The sequence below is a fragment of the Vibrio sp. CCUG 15886 genome, assembly GCF_028570825.1.
GTDB lineage: Bacteria > Pseudomonadota > Gammaproteobacteria > Enterobacterales > Vibrionaceae > Vibrio > Vibrio vulnificus_B.
The window spans coordinates 53,276-68,974 of record NZ_JAQQBT010000006.1 but is presented as its reverse complement, the minus strand read 5'-3'; the positions used below and the strand labels follow the sequence as shown (position 1 = coordinate 68,974).

Annotated in this window: 15 protein-coding genes; 13 read left to right on the top strand and 2 right to left on the bottom strand. The window is 46.5% G+C overall.

Annotated elements, in window-relative coordinates; all coding sequences use genetic code 11:
* Nucleotides 1–121: 121 nt before the first annotated feature.
* Complete coding sequence (locus PQQ36_RS13335; protein WP_011078437.1) at nt 122–1,180, bottom strand: succinylglutamate desuccinylase/aspartoacylase family protein; 1,059 nt, start codon at nt 1,178–1,180, stop codon at nt 122–124.
* 317 nt (nt 1,181–1,497) lie between these two features.
* Here PQQ36_RS13335 and PQQ36_RS13330 point away from each other — a divergent pair, with 317 nt between their 5' ends.
* A complete protein-coding gene (locus PQQ36_RS13330; RefSeq protein ID WP_011149672.1) occupies nt 1,498–2,037 on the top strand; it encodes a DUF3332 domain-containing protein in 540 nt (179 codons plus the stop codon).
* 56 nt (nt 2,038–2,093) lie between these two features.
* On the opposite strand, the gene PQQ36_RS13325 is transcribed toward PQQ36_RS13330, so the two are convergent.
* Nucleotides 2,094–3,566 (bottom strand): aminoacyl-histidine dipeptidase, encoded by a 1,473-nt coding sequence (locus PQQ36_RS13325; RefSeq protein WP_080535732.1) that lies wholly within the window; start codon nt 3,564–3,566, stop codon nt 2,094–2,096.
* Nucleotides 3,567–4,574: 1,008 nt separating this feature from the next.
* Between PQQ36_RS13325 and PQQ36_RS13320 the strand changes: the two genes are divergently transcribed.
* From PQQ36_RS13320 to nusB, 12 genes are all read left to right on the top strand, one after another.
* Nucleotides 4,575–5,864, top strand: coding sequence for an NCS2 family permease (locus tag PQQ36_RS13320; RefSeq protein WP_011078434.1), 1,290 nt, complete (start codon nt 4,575–4,577; stop codon nt 5,862–5,864).
* A gap of 144 nt (nt 5,865–6,008) precedes the next feature.
* Complete coding sequence (tet(34), locus tag PQQ36_RS13315; RefSeq protein WP_011078433.1) at nt 6,009–6,473, top strand: oxytetracycline resistance phosphoribosyltransferase domain-containing protein Tet(34); 465 nt, start codon at nt 6,009–6,011, stop codon at nt 6,471–6,473.
* 161 nt (nt 6,474–6,634) lie between these two features.
* Nucleotides 6,635–7,882 carry an esterase FrsA gene (gene frsA / locus PQQ36_RS13310; RefSeq protein WP_011078432.1) on the top strand — a complete coding sequence of 416 codons (1,248 nt, stop codon included), beginning with the start codon at nt 6,635–6,637 and terminating at the stop codon, nt 7,880–7,882.
* A 105-nt stretch (nt 7,883–7,987) separates the two neighbouring features.
* Nucleotides 7,988–8,377: a sigma factor-binding protein Crl gene (gene crl, locus PQQ36_RS13305; protein WP_011078431.1), complete on the top strand. Its 390-nt coding sequence runs from the start codon at nt 7,988–7,990 to the stop codon at nt 8,375–8,377.
* A gap of 123 nt (nt 8,378–8,500) precedes the next feature.
* On the top strand, nt 8,501–9,640 hold the full coding sequence (gene proB, locus PQQ36_RS13300) for a glutamate 5-kinase (protein ID WP_130190989.1): 1,140 nt from the start codon (nt 8,501–8,503) through the stop codon (nt 9,638–9,640).
* Nucleotides 9,641–9,652: 12 nt separating this feature from the next.
* Nucleotides 9,653–10,921, top strand: coding sequence for a glutamate-5-semialdehyde dehydrogenase (locus tag PQQ36_RS13295; RefSeq protein WP_072602686.1), 1,269 nt, complete (start codon nt 9,653–9,655; stop codon nt 10,919–10,921).
* 200 nt (nt 10,922–11,121) lie between these two features.
* A complete protein-coding gene (nrdR, locus tag PQQ36_RS13290; protein ID WP_011149678.1) occupies nt 11,122–11,571 on the top strand; it encodes a transcriptional regulator NrdR in 450 nt (149 codons plus the stop codon).
* 19 nt (nt 11,572–11,590) lie between these two features.
* Nucleotides 11,591–12,697, top strand: coding sequence for a bifunctional diaminohydroxyphosphoribosylaminopyrimidine deaminase/5-amino-6-(5-phosphoribosylamino)uracil reductase RibD (ribD, locus tag PQQ36_RS13285; RefSeq protein WP_258427617.1), 1,107 nt, complete (start codon nt 11,591–11,593; stop codon nt 12,695–12,697).
* A 1-nt stretch (nt 12,698) separates the two neighbouring features.
* Complete coding sequence (locus PQQ36_RS13280) at nt 12,699–13,355, top strand: riboflavin synthase (protein ID WP_072602689.1); 657 nt, start codon at nt 12,699–12,701, stop codon at nt 13,353–13,355.
* Nucleotides 13,356–13,452: 97 nt separating this feature from the next.
* Entirely contained in the window at nt 13,453–14,562 is a 1,110-nt protein-coding gene (gene ribBA, locus PQQ36_RS13275) for a bifunctional 3,4-dihydroxy-2-butanone-4-phosphate synthase/GTP cyclohydrolase II (RefSeq protein ID WP_258427615.1), read from the top strand.
* 175 nt (nt 14,563–14,737) lie between these two features.
* The gene (ribH, locus tag PQQ36_RS13270) at nt 14,738–15,208 is read left to right on the top strand and encodes a 6,7-dimethyl-8-ribityllumazine synthase (protein ID WP_011078424.1); all 471 of its coding nucleotides are present in this window, start codon (nt 14,738–14,740) and stop codon (nt 15,206–15,208) included.
* Nucleotides 15,208–15,675 (top strand): transcription antitermination factor NusB, encoded by a 468-nt coding sequence (nusB, locus tag PQQ36_RS13265; protein WP_011078423.1) that lies wholly within the window; start codon nt 15,208–15,210, stop codon nt 15,673–15,675. The genes ribH and nusB overlap by 1 nt, the downstream gene beginning before the upstream one ends.
* The last annotated feature ends 24 nt before the right edge of the window (nt 15,676–15,699 follow it).

The window sequence follows — 15,699 nt, the reverse complement described above, 5'->3', positions numbered from 1 at the left end:
GCGGCTATATCAATAATCCAGTCATGGTAAATATCAATGAAACGCCGTTCAATTTATTTCGTGTAATGATATGTATGGCTCACGTCAATAGCATGAGCCAACGTATTGTAGCGAAAAAAGGTTAAAGGGGGATTTGCCCTGTGGTGATCAAGTCAATGTCACTTTCAACGAGCTCTTCAATATAGCTTTCCACCACTTGCTCGACGACTTCGTCATCTTGACGGAAGTAAGCCACATTAAAAATAGCGTCTCCTTCATTAACCAGAGGCAGTGTTTGTTGGCCAATCACAATGCCACCTTTCGGGGCTTTCAACTCCACTTCGTCATGGCCCAGCGGTGAACTGATATAGGCTAAGGTTTCCCCTTTTTCAACTTTGGCGCCCAAGTTGACCACGGTACGCAAAATGCCGTTTCCTGATGCTCGTACCCAACTGGTGGACTTAGCGATGACAGGTTGAGGCAATTTTTTTCGACTGGCTCGGAGCATGCCAATGGCTTGCATCACGCGTTTAACACCGAGCACTCCGGCACTAATGGAGAGAGGATCAAATCTGAGCGCTTCGCCAGCTTCATAGGTGAGTACGGGAATATCGCATTTTTCAGCTTCGGAGCGAATGGAACCATCTCTAAGGGCTGAATCGATGATAACGGGCGCGCCGAAGGCTTTGGCTATTCTCAACGTTTCTGGATTACTCAAATTGGCACGGATTTGAGGCAAATTGGTTCGATGGATGGCTCCGGTGTGAAGATCAAGAATATAGTCGGCTCTTAGGGCCACATTACTAAAGAAGGTATGTGCCATGCGTGAAGCCAGTGCGCCTTTTTCACTACCGGGAAAACAGCGGTTGAGATCGCGTCTGTCCGGCAGATAGCGAGATTTATGAATAAACCCGAACACATTCACGATTGGAACGGCAATAACGGTACCTTTGATTTGGTTGGGATCGAGGCTGTTAATCAGTTGTCTAACAATCTCAACGCCATTGAGTTCATCACCATGTATTGCAGCGTTGATCATCAGTACAGGGCCAGCATTGCGTCCATTGATGATCTCAATCGGGATCGAAAGAGGAGAGTGGGTGTAAAGCTGCGCCGCATCGAGCTCTATCTCTAACCGTTGTGCGGGGGGAATTTTGTGCCCTAAGATCTCGAACACTTTGTTTTTCTTGATACGAACCATACTACTTCCTGTATTTGCTGTTCCACTGACTCTAACAACGCAGCTAAGGTGAAACCATTCGACCTTATTAAGATTACGATAAAAATCGCTAATCGTTCACTGACTTTTCTCTGATTTTTGTCGATAGGTTGTTAATTTTGGTTGATTGAAATTTAACCGCTCAATGTGTCTTGTTTTGGCATATGACCTTGTTATGTAAAGAGTCTTAATTTTGAGATCGCTTTAGCAACACAGAATTTTCCTACTTTGAGGATGGTTTTTATCTGCGCTAATATGCGCCCCCAATTCCTGTTCTCCAAATTACATTCGAGGTAAATATGAAAAAGACGATCACTAAAGTCGTGGCATTATCTGTAGCAGCAATGGCATTGTCTGGCTGTGTAGGTAGCAATGCAGTAACGGGTTATGTTATGGGCTTCAACCTGAAAGCTGTAGACAACCGTTATGCTCGTGGTGGTCTAAACATGTTGTTGGCGCCAGTATACGGTGTGGCGATTGCAGCAGACTACATTGTGTTTAACTCACTGGAATTCTGGACGGGCAAAAACCCTCTAAACGGCAAGCCACACATCTTTGACACTAAGATGGACACTTACATTGATGTGAACCACCAACTAGATAAGTCGCTAACAACTGCACCGATTGCGCCGTTAACGAATAACCGTATCATTGAGCAAGGTATGATGCAGCAGATCGACGAAAATACCGTTCAAATGGACATCACCTACAACAATGGTGAAAAAGCGACATTGACCGGTGTACGTGAAGGTGATTTCGTGACTTATTACATTGATGGTGAAGTGGTTGCACAAACTTCAATGGATGAGCTAGCGGCTTACGCACAAAATCGTGCTTAATCGATAGTGAACGAGACAGAAAGGGCGCGAGTTTCGCGCCCTTTGTTTTTATCGTGTTACGCCTTTTCAGGAATCGCTTCCAGTAACGCCACCATTTGATCCCAGTAGAGTTGTACCGTGTCAATCTTCACTTTTTCATCTGGAGAGTGCGGGAATTTAATCGTTGGGCCAAATGACACCATGTCCATGTCAGGGTAAGGTTTCTTGAATAGGCCGCATTCTAGGCCCGCGTGAATGACCATGATGTTCGGTTTGTGACCGTAAATGCCTTCGTACATATCACGGAAGATCGCCATGATTTCAGAATCAGCATCCGGTTTCCAACCTGGGTAAGCGCCAGAGAACACGATGTGTGCACCTGCCAGTTCCGCTACTGATGTCAGCATGCTTTCCACTTGGCTGCGACCTGAGTCGATCAGTGAACGGATCAAGCACAATACGGTGATTTTGTTCTCTTCAGTGGTGATAACACCCACGTTAAGCGACGTTTCAACCACACCTTCAATCTCATCGCTCATGCGAATGACACCGTTTGGACAAGCATTTAATGCAGCGACAAAGCGTTGTTGATCAGCATTCGTCAATACACCCACTTCTACATCGACCGCTTGGTTAAACGTGACAATATTGGTTTCCACTTTACCGAGTTCGGTTTTGAGAAGTTCAGTGTAGTAGTCAAACAGTTGAGCAAGCTTATCTTGGTTTTCTGCAGGCAGCGCCACTTTGACGAATGCTTCACGAGGAATCGCATTACGCAGGCTACCACCGCGGAACTCTACTAAACGCAGATCCAATTCTTGTGCATGGCCAGCAAGGAAACGTGCCATCAGTTTGTTTGCGTTACCGCGGCCAGTGTGGATGTCACAACCTGAGTGACCGCCTTTTAAGCCTTTTAGCGTTAACTGACGAGTAATAAAGCCCGCAGGAACCGCTTCGCGTTGAATATCAAACGTCATCGCGCCGTCGATACCGCCTGCGCAGCCCATGTAGACTTCACCCTCTTGCTCAGAATCGGTATTAAGAAGAATGTCGCCTTCTAGCCAACCCGCTTCCAAACCAAAAGCACCCGTCATGCCCGCTTCTTCATCAATGGTTAGCAGTACTTCAATTGGACCATGCTTGATCTCTGTTGAGGCCAACACCGCAAGGCAGGAAGCCATGCCAATTCCATTATCCGCACCGAGCGTCGTACCTTCTGCGGTTACCCACTCACCGTCAATGTATGGACGAATAGGATCGGTGGTGAAGTCGTGTTGAGTGTCTTCGTTTTTCTGAGGCACCATGTCGATGTGCGCTTGAAGAACAACACCCTTTTTGTTTTCCATGCCTGGTGTCGCAGGCTTTTTAATAAACACATTGCCGGTTGGATCGCGACGGACGTCTAGACCTTGCTCTGTCGCCCAGTTGACGATGTACTGAGCAAGGGCTTCTTCATGCTTTGATGGGTGTGGGATAGAACAAATCTTATCAAAAAACTGCCAAAGTGGAGCAGGTGATAAGGTACTGATTTCAGAATGGAACTCAGACACAGATGACTCCTTTTTCTAGGTTTGCCGGATGATGGCACTGCTGTTAGCCCAGTAGATTAGATGGTTGTGGGTTCAGCAGATAATAAGTTGTGAGCAAGGATATCACTTGCAAGCAGAGCCGAGTAGTGCCAGTCACAGGCTGTTTACAAGTGCACTGTCACAGAATGTGAACATCGCTGTCAGCGCTTACTCAATTGGTTGGTTATGCTCTGTAACTTAACCTATTTTGAGCTTGATAATTCTGTAATTTAATTACCAAATTAACTTGATATAGATCATTAAATGAAATTTATGTGATTTTAATCACTAAAAGTATTGTAATAAAATTTCTTGGTGGTATATTTGTAACCAACTTCTAAAGCGAAGAAAAAATGCTCAAAGGATGAGTCCGTTTATCGCCTCCAAGGAACCGAGAAATCAAACGTGTTTAATTGATTTAATAAGGTGATAGTTATGAAAGGTTTAGCATCTGCAATGTTTTGGACAAACAACTCTGTTTACACCAGCAACTTTGCATACCCAACAAGCTTTGGTTACAAGTAACGTACGCTAACCAAGTGCATGTGACCCCCGAACGATTTGTTCACCCCTAAATTGGAATTTTCTTTCAGTAATCGAACTGACATGATTCTACCGCCACTCAAATTGAGTGGCGTTTTTTTGTTTTCTCAATATTAGTGATACGAGAACAGACCTCACTTCCGAAACCAATCGAATCCGCCGCATTTCTTACATGTAAACTCTGCAATTTTCCCTCGTTATTCCGTGTAAGTTTACGACATTGTCGATTTATTCTTCAGTTTATCTTCTAAAGCCCCTGTTTTTTCTGGTTGTTTCTTAAAGGAAAAATAATAGCGGCTAATTTTTCTTGCTGAATTGGTTTCATAATCCAGCGAGAAATCTTTATTAGAGTGAAAAATCTATCTGGAATTTGTTATTTGATAACTTTATAATCTGCAGCCAATCGATTACGCAACCGTTTACTTTTTACCTTTACAGGACTCGATCATGCTCGAAAGGCTATTTAAACTCAGCGAACATGGCACAAATGTGCGCACTGAGATCATTGCAGGTATTACTACCTTCTTGACGATGGCTTACATCATTTTTGTTAACCCAGCGATTCTAGCTGATGCGGGAATGGACCGTGGTGCCGTGTTTGTTGCTACCTGTCTTGCCGCAGCAATTGGCTGTTTCATCATGGGTCTACTTGCCAACTACCCAATCGCACAGGCGCCAGGTATGGGCTTAAATGCCTTCTTTACCTACGCGGTTGTTCTGGGAATGGGATACACCTGGCAAGTCGCATTGGCGGCCGTATTTGTGTCGGGTGTGCTTTTTATCCTGTTGAGCATCTTCAAAATTCGTGAGTGGATCATCAACTCGATTCCGCTCTCTTTGAGAACGGGGATCTCAGCGGGTATCGGCTTGTTCCTTGCGTTCATTGCACTGAAAAATGCAGGCATTGTTGTTGATAATCCTGCGACGTTTGTTTCTCTTGGCGATATCACTTCTCTCGCACCAGCTCTGGCGGCTTTTGGTTTCTTTTTGACTATTGCACTGGTTCACCGTGGTGTGAAAGGGGCAGTAATGATTGCGATCTTGGCAGTGACAGCACTTGGTTTGGTGTTTGGTGATGTCCAATGGGCGGGTGTGATGTCAACCCCACCAAGTATTGCGCCTACGTTCATGCAACTGGACTTCTCTGCGGTATTTGAAGTAGGCATGATTTCAGTGGTGTTTGCTTTCTTGTTCGTTGACCTGTTCGACACAGCGGGTACGCTCGTGGGTGTTGCAACCAAAGCGAACCTGATTGAGAAAGATGGCAAACTGCCACGTTTGAACAAAGCACTGCTTGCTGACTCAACAGCGACTTCTGTAGGTGCGCTACTAGGGACATCAAACACAACGTCTTACATCGAAAGTGTCTCTGGTGTGGCAGCTGGTGGCCGTACCGGTTTAACTGCGGTTGTCGTGGGTGTGCTATTCCTATTGGCACTGTTCTTCTCACCACTGGCAGGCATGATTCCGGCGTACGCAACAGCGGGTGCCCTGTTCTACGTGGCAATTTTGATGCTTTCTGGATTGGTCAGCATTGATTGGCGCGACTTAACCGAGGCGGCTCCTGTTGTTGTAACATGCTTGCTGATGCCACTGACTTTCTCGATTGCAGAAGGGATTTCTTTAGGTTTCATCGCGTACGCTGCCATTAAATTGTTCAGCGGAAAAGGGCGTGATGTTTCACTCAGCGTCTGGATTATGTCGGCTATTTTTATCATCAAGTATCTGGTGGCTTAAATAGCTTTTAGAGTTGCGTTCCGGTAGAATAATCGTTTGCGCAGCTCGATACCCAAACTTTCTGTTACGTTTCGGGCTCTCATCTTTATGAGAGCCTGTTGTCTGTTTGGGACAATAGATTTTTCAAATAATTAGGTTATTACAATGAGCAACAAATTCGTTATTACCTGGGACGCCATGCAAACTTACTGCCGTCAACTTGCTGAAAAACAGATGCCAGCAGACCAATGGAAAGGCATTTGGGCAGTGAGCCGTGGTGGTTTGGTTCCTGGGGCTATTCTGGCTCGTGAGCTAGGTATTCGCTATGTCGACACCATCTGTATTTCCAGCTATGACCATGATCATCAACGTGATATGACTGTACTGAAAGCACCGGAAGGTGACGGCGAAGGCTACCTAATCGTTGAAGATCTAGTCGATAGCGGTGACACCGCGCGTAAACTGCGTGAAATGTACCCTAAAGCGAAACTGATTGCGGTGTGTGCAAAACCTTCTGGTAAAGAGTTGTTGGATGATTATGTCGTCGACATCGCTCAAGATACTTGGATTGAGCAGCCATGGGATATGGCATTGGCTTACGCTGAACCAGTAAACCGAAAGCAGAAGTAAATCCTGATTTTGTTGAGAGAATGACCCTTTTACGGGTCATTTTTTTTATACTGTTATACTGATTTGGCTTTTAGGCGCATACACTCTTGCATGGAAAGAGTATTAAGCCACTGAGCCGTATTTGTTTTTTAGTCTTTTGGAATGTCACTCTGAGCCCGAATATGTCAGAAGAAGTCAGCAAAAACCTGTCAGAAACGCTATTTGTCAAACATAAGCAAGCCAAAGAAACCTCGGCATTGACTCAATACATGCCGACCAGCCAATCCTTACTTGATGAAATTAAAGAGAAGAATGGTTTTTCTTGGTATCGCAACCTTCGTCGCTTGCAATGGGTGTGGCAAGGTGTTGATCCTATTGAGCAAGAACAAGTATTGGCTCGTATTGCGTCTTCCAAACATTCACGCACTGATGAGCAATGGCTCGATACGGTGATGGGATATCACAGTGGTAACTGGGCTTATGAATGGACGAGGCTCGGTATGGAGCATCAAAAGCGTGCCGGTGAGATGACGAATGAAGCAGCATCGGAAGCGCTCTTCTCCGCATCCTTGTGTTACAGCATCGCAGGTTACCCACACCTCAAGAGCGATAATTTGGCCATTCAAGCCCAGGTATTGGCCAACAGCGCTTATCTTGAAGCCGCGAAAAAAAGCAAATACATCATCAAGCAGCTCGAGATCCCATTTGAGAAAGGGAAGATCACCGCGCATTTGCATCTGACCAATACCGACAAACCGCATCCTGTGGTTATTGTGAGTGCGGGATTAGACAGCTTGCAAACAGACATGTGGCGTCTATTTCGAGATCACCTTGCCAAGCACGATATTGCCATGTTGACAGTAGACATGCCATCGGTGGGGTACAGCTCAAAATACCCATTAACGGAGGATTACAGTCGACTTCACCAAGCGGTGTTGAACGAGCTTTTCTCTATTCCTTATGTCGATCATCATCGAGTGGGTTTGATCGGCTTTCGTTTTGGCGGTAACGCCATGGTGAGGCTCTCGTTTCTTGAGCAAGAAAAGATCAAAGCGTGCGTCATCTTAGGCGCACCTATTCATGATATTTTTGCCTCCCCACAGAAATTGCAGCAAATGCCGAAGATGTATCTCGATGTCTTAGCCTCGCGTTTAGGTAAGAGTGTGGTGGATATTTACAGCTTATCGGGGCAAATGGCCGCGTGGTCACTGAAAGTACAAGGCTTTTTGAGCAGTCGTAAAACCAAGGTGCCTATCTTGGCGATGAGCTTAGAAGGGGATCCGGTCTCGCCATATTCGGATAATCAGATGGTTGCGTTTTTTAGCACTTATGGAAAAGCGAAGAAAATCAGTTCCAAAACAATTACACAAGGATATGAGCAATCCCTCGATTTAGCGATAAAGTGGCTGGAAGATGAACTCTTAAGGTGACAAATCTCCTAATTTAGTCAAGAGTGATATATGAGCCTGAAAATTTAAGCTCATGATAAATAAAAATTATTGTCATTCTTAACATTGAAGAAAATGGAGATTCACATGTCAGAAGTGACGAACAACCCTACCCACAATCGTTTATTGGCAAAATTGCGAGCGATGGGGCCTTACTTGAGAGACCCTCAATCTAAGGAAGGGCTTTACTACTTTGATTGCTTGTCTGTTTGTATTGATGATCGAAAATCACCAGAGTTGCGCGAGTTTTGGGGCTGGTGGATGGAGCTGGAAGCGACTGAGGGAGGCTTTACAGCAAACTATCATATTGGAAAATATGATGTTGAAGGGAACTGGCTCGATTTGGCTATTCCTAAAAATGCACTTGAAGAAGTGAATAAAACTCAGAACTGTTTTCACCTCAAATTAGTCAAAACCTTGGAAGAAAATTTTCAGCTAAGCGTGGCGTATCACGAACAGTCTGTGGAATTTGTCTGATTTCATCCTCTTGGAACTACCTAAATCAAAAAGGTGCGATTTTCGCACCTTTTCTGCTTGTGAATTCTTCATTTGATTGTTAAAACATCTTCTCTATTTTTGTGTTTCATTTCAGAAGACATCATGACAACGAATCAACAAAGCGTCGTAGCTTCTCAACCAAAAACTATCGTTGTGAAGCTTGGAACCAGTGTATTGACCGGTGGCACATTAGCGTTAGATCGCGCTCATATGGTTGAGCTTGCGCGCCAATGTGCAGAGTTAAAAAAACAAGGCCACTCTGTGGTGGTCGTCTCGTCAGGCGCGATTGCCGCTGGACGTGAGCACTTAGGTTACCCCGCGCTGCCCAATGCGATGGCAAGCAAACAGTTGCTTGCTGCGGTTGGGCAAAGTCAGTTGATTCAAACTTGGGAATCGTTATTTGCACTGTATGGCATCAAAATTGGCCAAATGTTGCTCACTCGAGCGGATCTCGAAGATCGCGAACGTTTTCTCAATGCTCGAGATACGATTAACGCGTTAGTGGATAACGGCATTATCCCTGTCGTTAATGAAAATGACGCCGTCGCCACGAGCGAAATCAAAGTGGGTGACAACGACAACCTCTCTGCGTTGGTGGGCATTTTATGTGGTGCAGATAAACTACTGTTGCTGACAGACCAAAAAGGCTTGTATACCGCCGATCCGCGTAAAGATCCCAATGCTGAGCTGATCAAAGAAGTTAAAGTCATTGACGATACTTTGCGTAAAATTGCTGGTGGCAGCGGTACAACACTAGGTACTGGTGGAATGGCAACTAAGCTCCAAGCTGCGGACATTGCGCGTCGTGCTGGCATTGAAGTCATCATTGCGGCAGGCCGTGGTCAAAATGTCATTTTTGATGCGTTGAGCCCAGCCCCTCAAGGAACTCGTTTCTTGCCTTGTGAAGAAGCGTTGGAAAATCGTAAGCGTTGGATTCTCGCTGGCCCTGCGGCCTCTGGTGATATTGTGATTGACCAAGGTGCGGTGAAAGCCGTGGTCGAAAAAGGCAGCAGTTTGTTGGCGAAAGGGGTGACCAAAGTACTTGGCGAGTTTTCTCGTGGCGAAGTGGTTCGTGTAACGGATGCACAAGGCCATTTGGTTGCGCGAGGTATTGCGAGTTATTCCAACCAAGATATGGCGAAAATTGCCGGTAAGCACAGCAAAGACATTATTTCGATTCTGGGCTATGACTATGGTTCAGAAGTGATTCACCGTGACGACATGGTTGTCATTCAAGAATAGTCGCTCACCAGAATCAAAGAGGACAACAAAGTGGATTTAATCACATTAGGCAAAGCGGCAAAAGATGCGGCTTTTCAGCTTGCCACCGCTTCTACGGCACAAAAGAACAAAGCATTGGCCATCATTGCAGATGAACTTGAAGCGAATGCGGCGGATATTTTGGCGGCAAACAACAAAGATATTGAACTCGGTCGACAAGCGGGTTTGAGCGAAGCGATGCTGGATCGTTTACTTTTGAATGAATCTCGCTTGAATGGCATCGCCAACGATGTACGTAACGTGATCAGCCTTACGGATCCGGTCGGTAGCGAAATCGACAGTAAAGTGTTAGAAAATGGCATGCAGTTGTCACGCCGTCGTGTGCCGCTTGGCGTGGTTGGTGTGATTTACGAAGCACGCCCAAATGTCACCATCGACATCGCGGCATTGTGCCTAAAAACCGGCAATGCGAGCATCCTACGTGGCGGAAAAGAGACCTTCTTCTCCAACATGGAGTTGGTGAAGGTGATTCAATCGGCGTTAGCGAAAGCTGGCCTGCCTGCGGCCTCCGTGCAGTACATTGAAAAACCGGATCGCGAGCTGGTCACTCAATTACTGAAACTGGACGATTACGTTGACATGATCATCCCTCGTGGTGGCGCGGGGCTGCACAAAATGTGTAAAGAGAACAGCACCATCCCTGTGATCATTGGTGGTTTCGGTATCAGCCATATTTTTGTTGATGAAACGGCTGATCTCGCGAAAAGCGTGGATGTGGTGGAGAATGCAAAAGCTCAGCGTCCTTCCGCTTGTAATGCGCTGGATACCTTACTTGTTCATGAGCGTATCGCAGAGCAGTTTCTTCCGATGCTGGTGGCAAAACTCAATGGCAAAGTGACTTTTGTTGTTGAGCCAAAAGCCAAAGCGTACATGACTAAAGCTGAACAGGTGCGTGATGCGAGTGATGGTGATTTTGATACCGAATGGTTGAGTTACACGCTGGGAGTTAAAGTGGTTGCGGATGTGCAAGAAGCGATCGACCACATGCGTGAACATAATGCGAGTCACTCTGATGCCATCATGACTAACCATCTGCAAAATGCTGAGTTGTTTATCAACTCGGCGGGCTCTGCGGCGGTGTATGTCAACGCATCGACACGCTTTACCGATGGCGCACAATTTGGTTTGGGCGCAGAAGTGGCGGTGTCTACTCAGAAATTGCACGCACGTGGTCCAATGGGATTAGAAGAGTTAACCAGTTACAAATGGGTTGGCAAGGCGAATTACCTTTCACGCGCGTAAGCGTAATCGAGTTTGAGTTAACATATCCGGTCTAAACCGTTTTGAAAAAGGGGCATCACGCCCCTTTTTGTTTTATTCGGCCTAGCAATTCCGCTAAACTAGCCGCAAGTTCTGCACCTGCTTTGCCGCCGTGATTCTCTGTATTACCACGGATATTAGCAATAGCGTGCAGATGGATCTATGCATCATTGGGAGGTGATATGCATTGTCCTTTCTGTTCAGAAAATGACACCAAAGTAATTGATTCACGTTTGGTGGCCGATGGTCATCAAGTACGTCGCCGTCGTCAGTGCCTCGCGTGTAACGAGCGTTTTACCACGTTTGAAACCGCGGAGCTGTTAATGCCAAAGGTGATCAAATCCAATGGCAACCGTGAGCCGTTTAATGAAGACAAGATGGTTGGTGGTATTCAGCGTGCTTTAGAGAAGCGCCCTGTCAGTGCCGATGCGATTGAACTGGCGATCAGCATGATCAAATCCAAATTACGTGCCACTGGCGAGCGTGAAGTACCGAGCAAAATGATCGGTAACTTGGTGATGGAACAGCTCAAACATTTAGACAAAGTGGCCTATATTCGCTTTGCTTCCGTATACCGTAGTTTTGAAGATATTCGTGAATTTGGTGAGGAAATCGCCAGATTGGAAGATTAACGCAAGGTAACGGTTCACCATGTCGGAATTTACTGCAATCGATAGACAAATGATGCTGCGCGCCATTGCTTTGGCGAAACGCGGCCTCTATACCACCGCACCTAATCCTAATGTTGGTTGTGTCTTACTGCGCGACGGCGAAATTGTCGGAGAAGGTTTTCACTTTCGCGCTGGCGAGCCTCATGCGGAAGTGCACGCGATGCGCATGGCTGGTGACAAAGCCAAAGGTGCGACCGCTTATGTCACGCTAGAGCCTTGTTCACACTATGGTCGAACGCCCCCGTGTGCAGAAGGCTTAATTAAAGCTGGGGTAAGCCGAGTGGTGTGTGCCATGGAAGACCCAAACCCCCAAGTCGCGGGGAGAGGTTTTGCCATGTTGCGAGAGGCAGGGATCGAGGTATCGGTGGGCCTACTTCAAGCAGAAGCAGAAGCACTGAATCCTGCTTTTATTAAACGAATGAAAACGGGCATGCCGTTTGTTCAACTCAAAATGGCCGCGTCCCTCGACGGTCAAACGGCGTTGGCCAATGGCAAGAGTCAGTGGATCACCTCATCACAAGCTCGCCGAGATGTGCAACGTTTTCGGGCGCAATCAGGGGCGATTTTGTCCACCAGTAAAACGGTGCTCGCTGACAATGCGTCTCTTAATGTTCGTTGGTCCGAGTTACCTTCATCTGTGCAACGCGCTTTACCGCAAGAACAGCTGCGCCAACCCACTCGTGTTGTGTTAGACAGACAAGCCGAGCTTTCGCCGGAGCTAAAACTTTACCAAACCGAGGGTGAGCGACTCATTGTTGGTCCTAAAGGCGATCTCCCTGCACCTTTGGATGAGCACGGACAGACCGATTTGCCCCAACTGTTCGCGCAACTGAGTCAAACACAGTCAATTAATCATCTTTGGGTTGAAGCGGGAGCAACGCTGGCCGCTGGACTGATAAAACACCAGTTGGTGGACGAACTGATTGTTTACCTCGCCCCCAAACTGATGGGCAGCGATGGACGTGGATTGATTGGTGCGCTGGGTTTGCAAGCCATGTCACACGTGATCGATTTAGACATTAAAGATGTGCGAATGGTTGGGCCGGATATCCGCATCATTGCGCACATCAAAGCAAAAGAAAGTTGATATGTTCACAGGAATTATCGAAGCAGTTGGAACATTGGCTGCGATTACCCCGAGAGGGGAAGACATTACCGTAACGGTTAACACAGGCAAGCTCGATATGTCGGACGTTAAGTTGGGCGACAGTATTGCCACGAATGGTGTTTGCCTGACGGTGATTGATTTTTCAGACCGTCATTACAGTGCCGATCTCTCGTTAGAGTCTTTAAAGAAAACGGGCTTTGCCAATTATCAAGTGGGTGACAAGGTCAATCTCGAGAAAGCGATGCTGCCTACCACCCGTTTTGGCGGGCATATTGTTTCTGGCCATGTGGATGGCGTTGGTGAAATTGTTGAGCGTAATCAGGTTGGTCGTGCTATCGAGTTTTGGGTCGCAATGCCTGAGAGCTTGAGTAAATACGTTGCGGAAAAAGGCTCAATCACCGTTGATGGGATCAGTTTGACCGTGAATGATCTACGCAAGAATGCGTTTAAACTCACCATCGTTCCTCATACGGGGGACGAAACCACGATTAATGATTTCCAAGTGGGGCGCAAAGTTAACTTGGAAGTGGATGTTCTTGCTCGCTACATGGAACGTTTGCTACTTGGTCAACAAGCACAATCCAATAATGAATCCCGCATCACCATGGAATTCTTGCAACAGAATGGTTTTGCTTAGTTCACAGAATGTTAGCCCACAGGTTGACACTCGGTAACGATGAATCAGACTAGTGTCTATCAGCGTTTTAGCGCTTAAATTGACAGGAAATATCGCTATGCCAATCAGTACACCCCAAGAGATCATTGAAGACATTCGTTTGGGCAAAATGGTCATCCTAATGGACGATGAAGACCGTGAAAACGAAGGTGATTTGATTATGGCGGCGGAGCACATTACGCCAGAAGCCATCAATTTTATGGCCAAATATGGTCGCGGTTTGATCTGTTTGACCATGACCAAAGAGCGTTGCCAGCGTCTTGGATTACCACCAATGGTGCAAGATAACAACGCGCAATACACCACCAACTTCACTGTTTCCATCGAAGCGGCGGAAGGCGTGACAACAGGTATTTCAGCAGCGGATCGTGCTCGTACCGTGCAAGCGGCAGTCGCAAAAGAAGCTAAAGCAGCAGACTTGGTGCAACCGGGGCACATTTTTCCATTAGCCGCGCAAAATGGCGGCGTATTGACTCGCGCGGGTCATACCGAGGCGGGCTGCGACCTTGCTCGTTTGGCGGGTTTTGAACCAGCTTCCGTTATCGTTGAAATTCTGAATGACGATGGCACTATGGCGCGTCGCCCTGATTTGGAAGTGTTTGCTGAGCAACATGGTCTCAAACTCGGCACCATTGCCGATTTGATTGAGTATCGAAACAACACGGAAACCACGATTGAGCGCGTTGCTGAGTGCAAGCTACCCACAGAGTTTGGTGAGTTTGATCTCGTGACCTACCGCGACACCATTGATAATCAAATTCACTTTGCTTTGCGTAAAGGTACGATGGGTGATCAAACACCACTGGTTCGTGTTCATTTACAAGACACCTTTACCGATTTACTGCGCAGCGATCGCAATGCTGAGCGCAGTTGGACGCTTGATAAAGCGATGAAGCGTATTGGCCAAGAAGGGGGCGTTCTGGTGATTCTGGGTAATGAAGAGTCACCTGAGCTGCTGATCCATCGCGTCAAAATGTTTGAAGCTCAAGACAAAGAAGAGGCACCTAAATTGGCGAAGAAGCAGGGCACTTCACGTCGTGTTGGTGTTGGCTCGCAAATCCTTGCAGACTTAGGTGTGCACGACATGCGTCTACTTTCTTCTAGCAACAAGAAATACCATGCCCTTGGCGGTTTTGGTCTGAACGTTGTTGAGTATGTGTGTGAATAACACCGCTTCTAATAAACGCAGCGAAAATAACGCTGCGTTTATTTTTCTCCCCTAATTCGACTTATCTCTTCGCTGTAAGGCAGTATTTCGTGGCGAAATACCATTAGATATTGCTCACAAAATTGTGCTAGAATCCGGCGATTCTCACTTGATGAACATAGTTAAAGGAAGGCTTATGAAAGTGATCGAGGGTGGCTTCCCTGCGCCAAACGCAAAAATTGCTATCGTTATTTCTCGTTTCAACAGTTTTATTAACGAAAGTCTATTGTCTGGTGCCATCGACACTTTGAAGCGTCACGGTCAAGTCAGTGAAGACAACATCACCGTTGTACGTTGTCCTGGTGCTGTTGAACTACCTCTAGTGGCTCAGCGCGTAGCAAAAACAGGTAAGTTCGACGCGATTGTATCTCTTGGCTCAGTGATCCGTGGTGGTACACCACACTTTGACTATGTTTGTAGTGAAATGAATAAAGGTCTCGCACAAGTGTCTCTTGAATTTAGCATTCCAGTGGCGTTTGGTGTTTTGACCGTTGATACTATCGATCAAGCTATTGAACGCGCAGGAACCAAGGCTGGTAACAAAGGTGCAGAAGCTGCACTGAGCGCACTTGAGATGATAAACGTTCTTTCTGAAATTGATTCCTAATGGGGGCCAGTGTGAAACCAGCCGCACGTCGTAACGCACGTCAATTCGCTTTACAAGCAATCTATTCATGGCAAATTACTAAAGAAAATGTTGCCACTATCGAAGCTCAGTTTTTGGCTGGCGAAAAGTATGATGAAGAAGAGCATCGTGCTGCTGAGCCTGCACTAGCAGCTCCGGAGACTGACGTAGCATACTTCCGCGACTTGTTGACCGGTGTTGTTCTAAGCCACACCGAACTGGATAGTAAGATTCGCCCTTACGTTTCTCGTCCAATGCAAGATTTGGATATGATGGAACTGGCGTTGTTACGTTTGGCGATGTACGAAATGACTCGCCGTGAAGACGTACCTTACAAAGTTGTGATTAACGAAGCGATTGAACTGGCTAAAGTTTTTGCCGCTGAAGACAGTCACAAGTTTGTTAACGGTGTGCTTGATAAAGCCGCACCGCACGTACGCAAAAAATAAGCGTCACTGAATAACGAAAAGGTC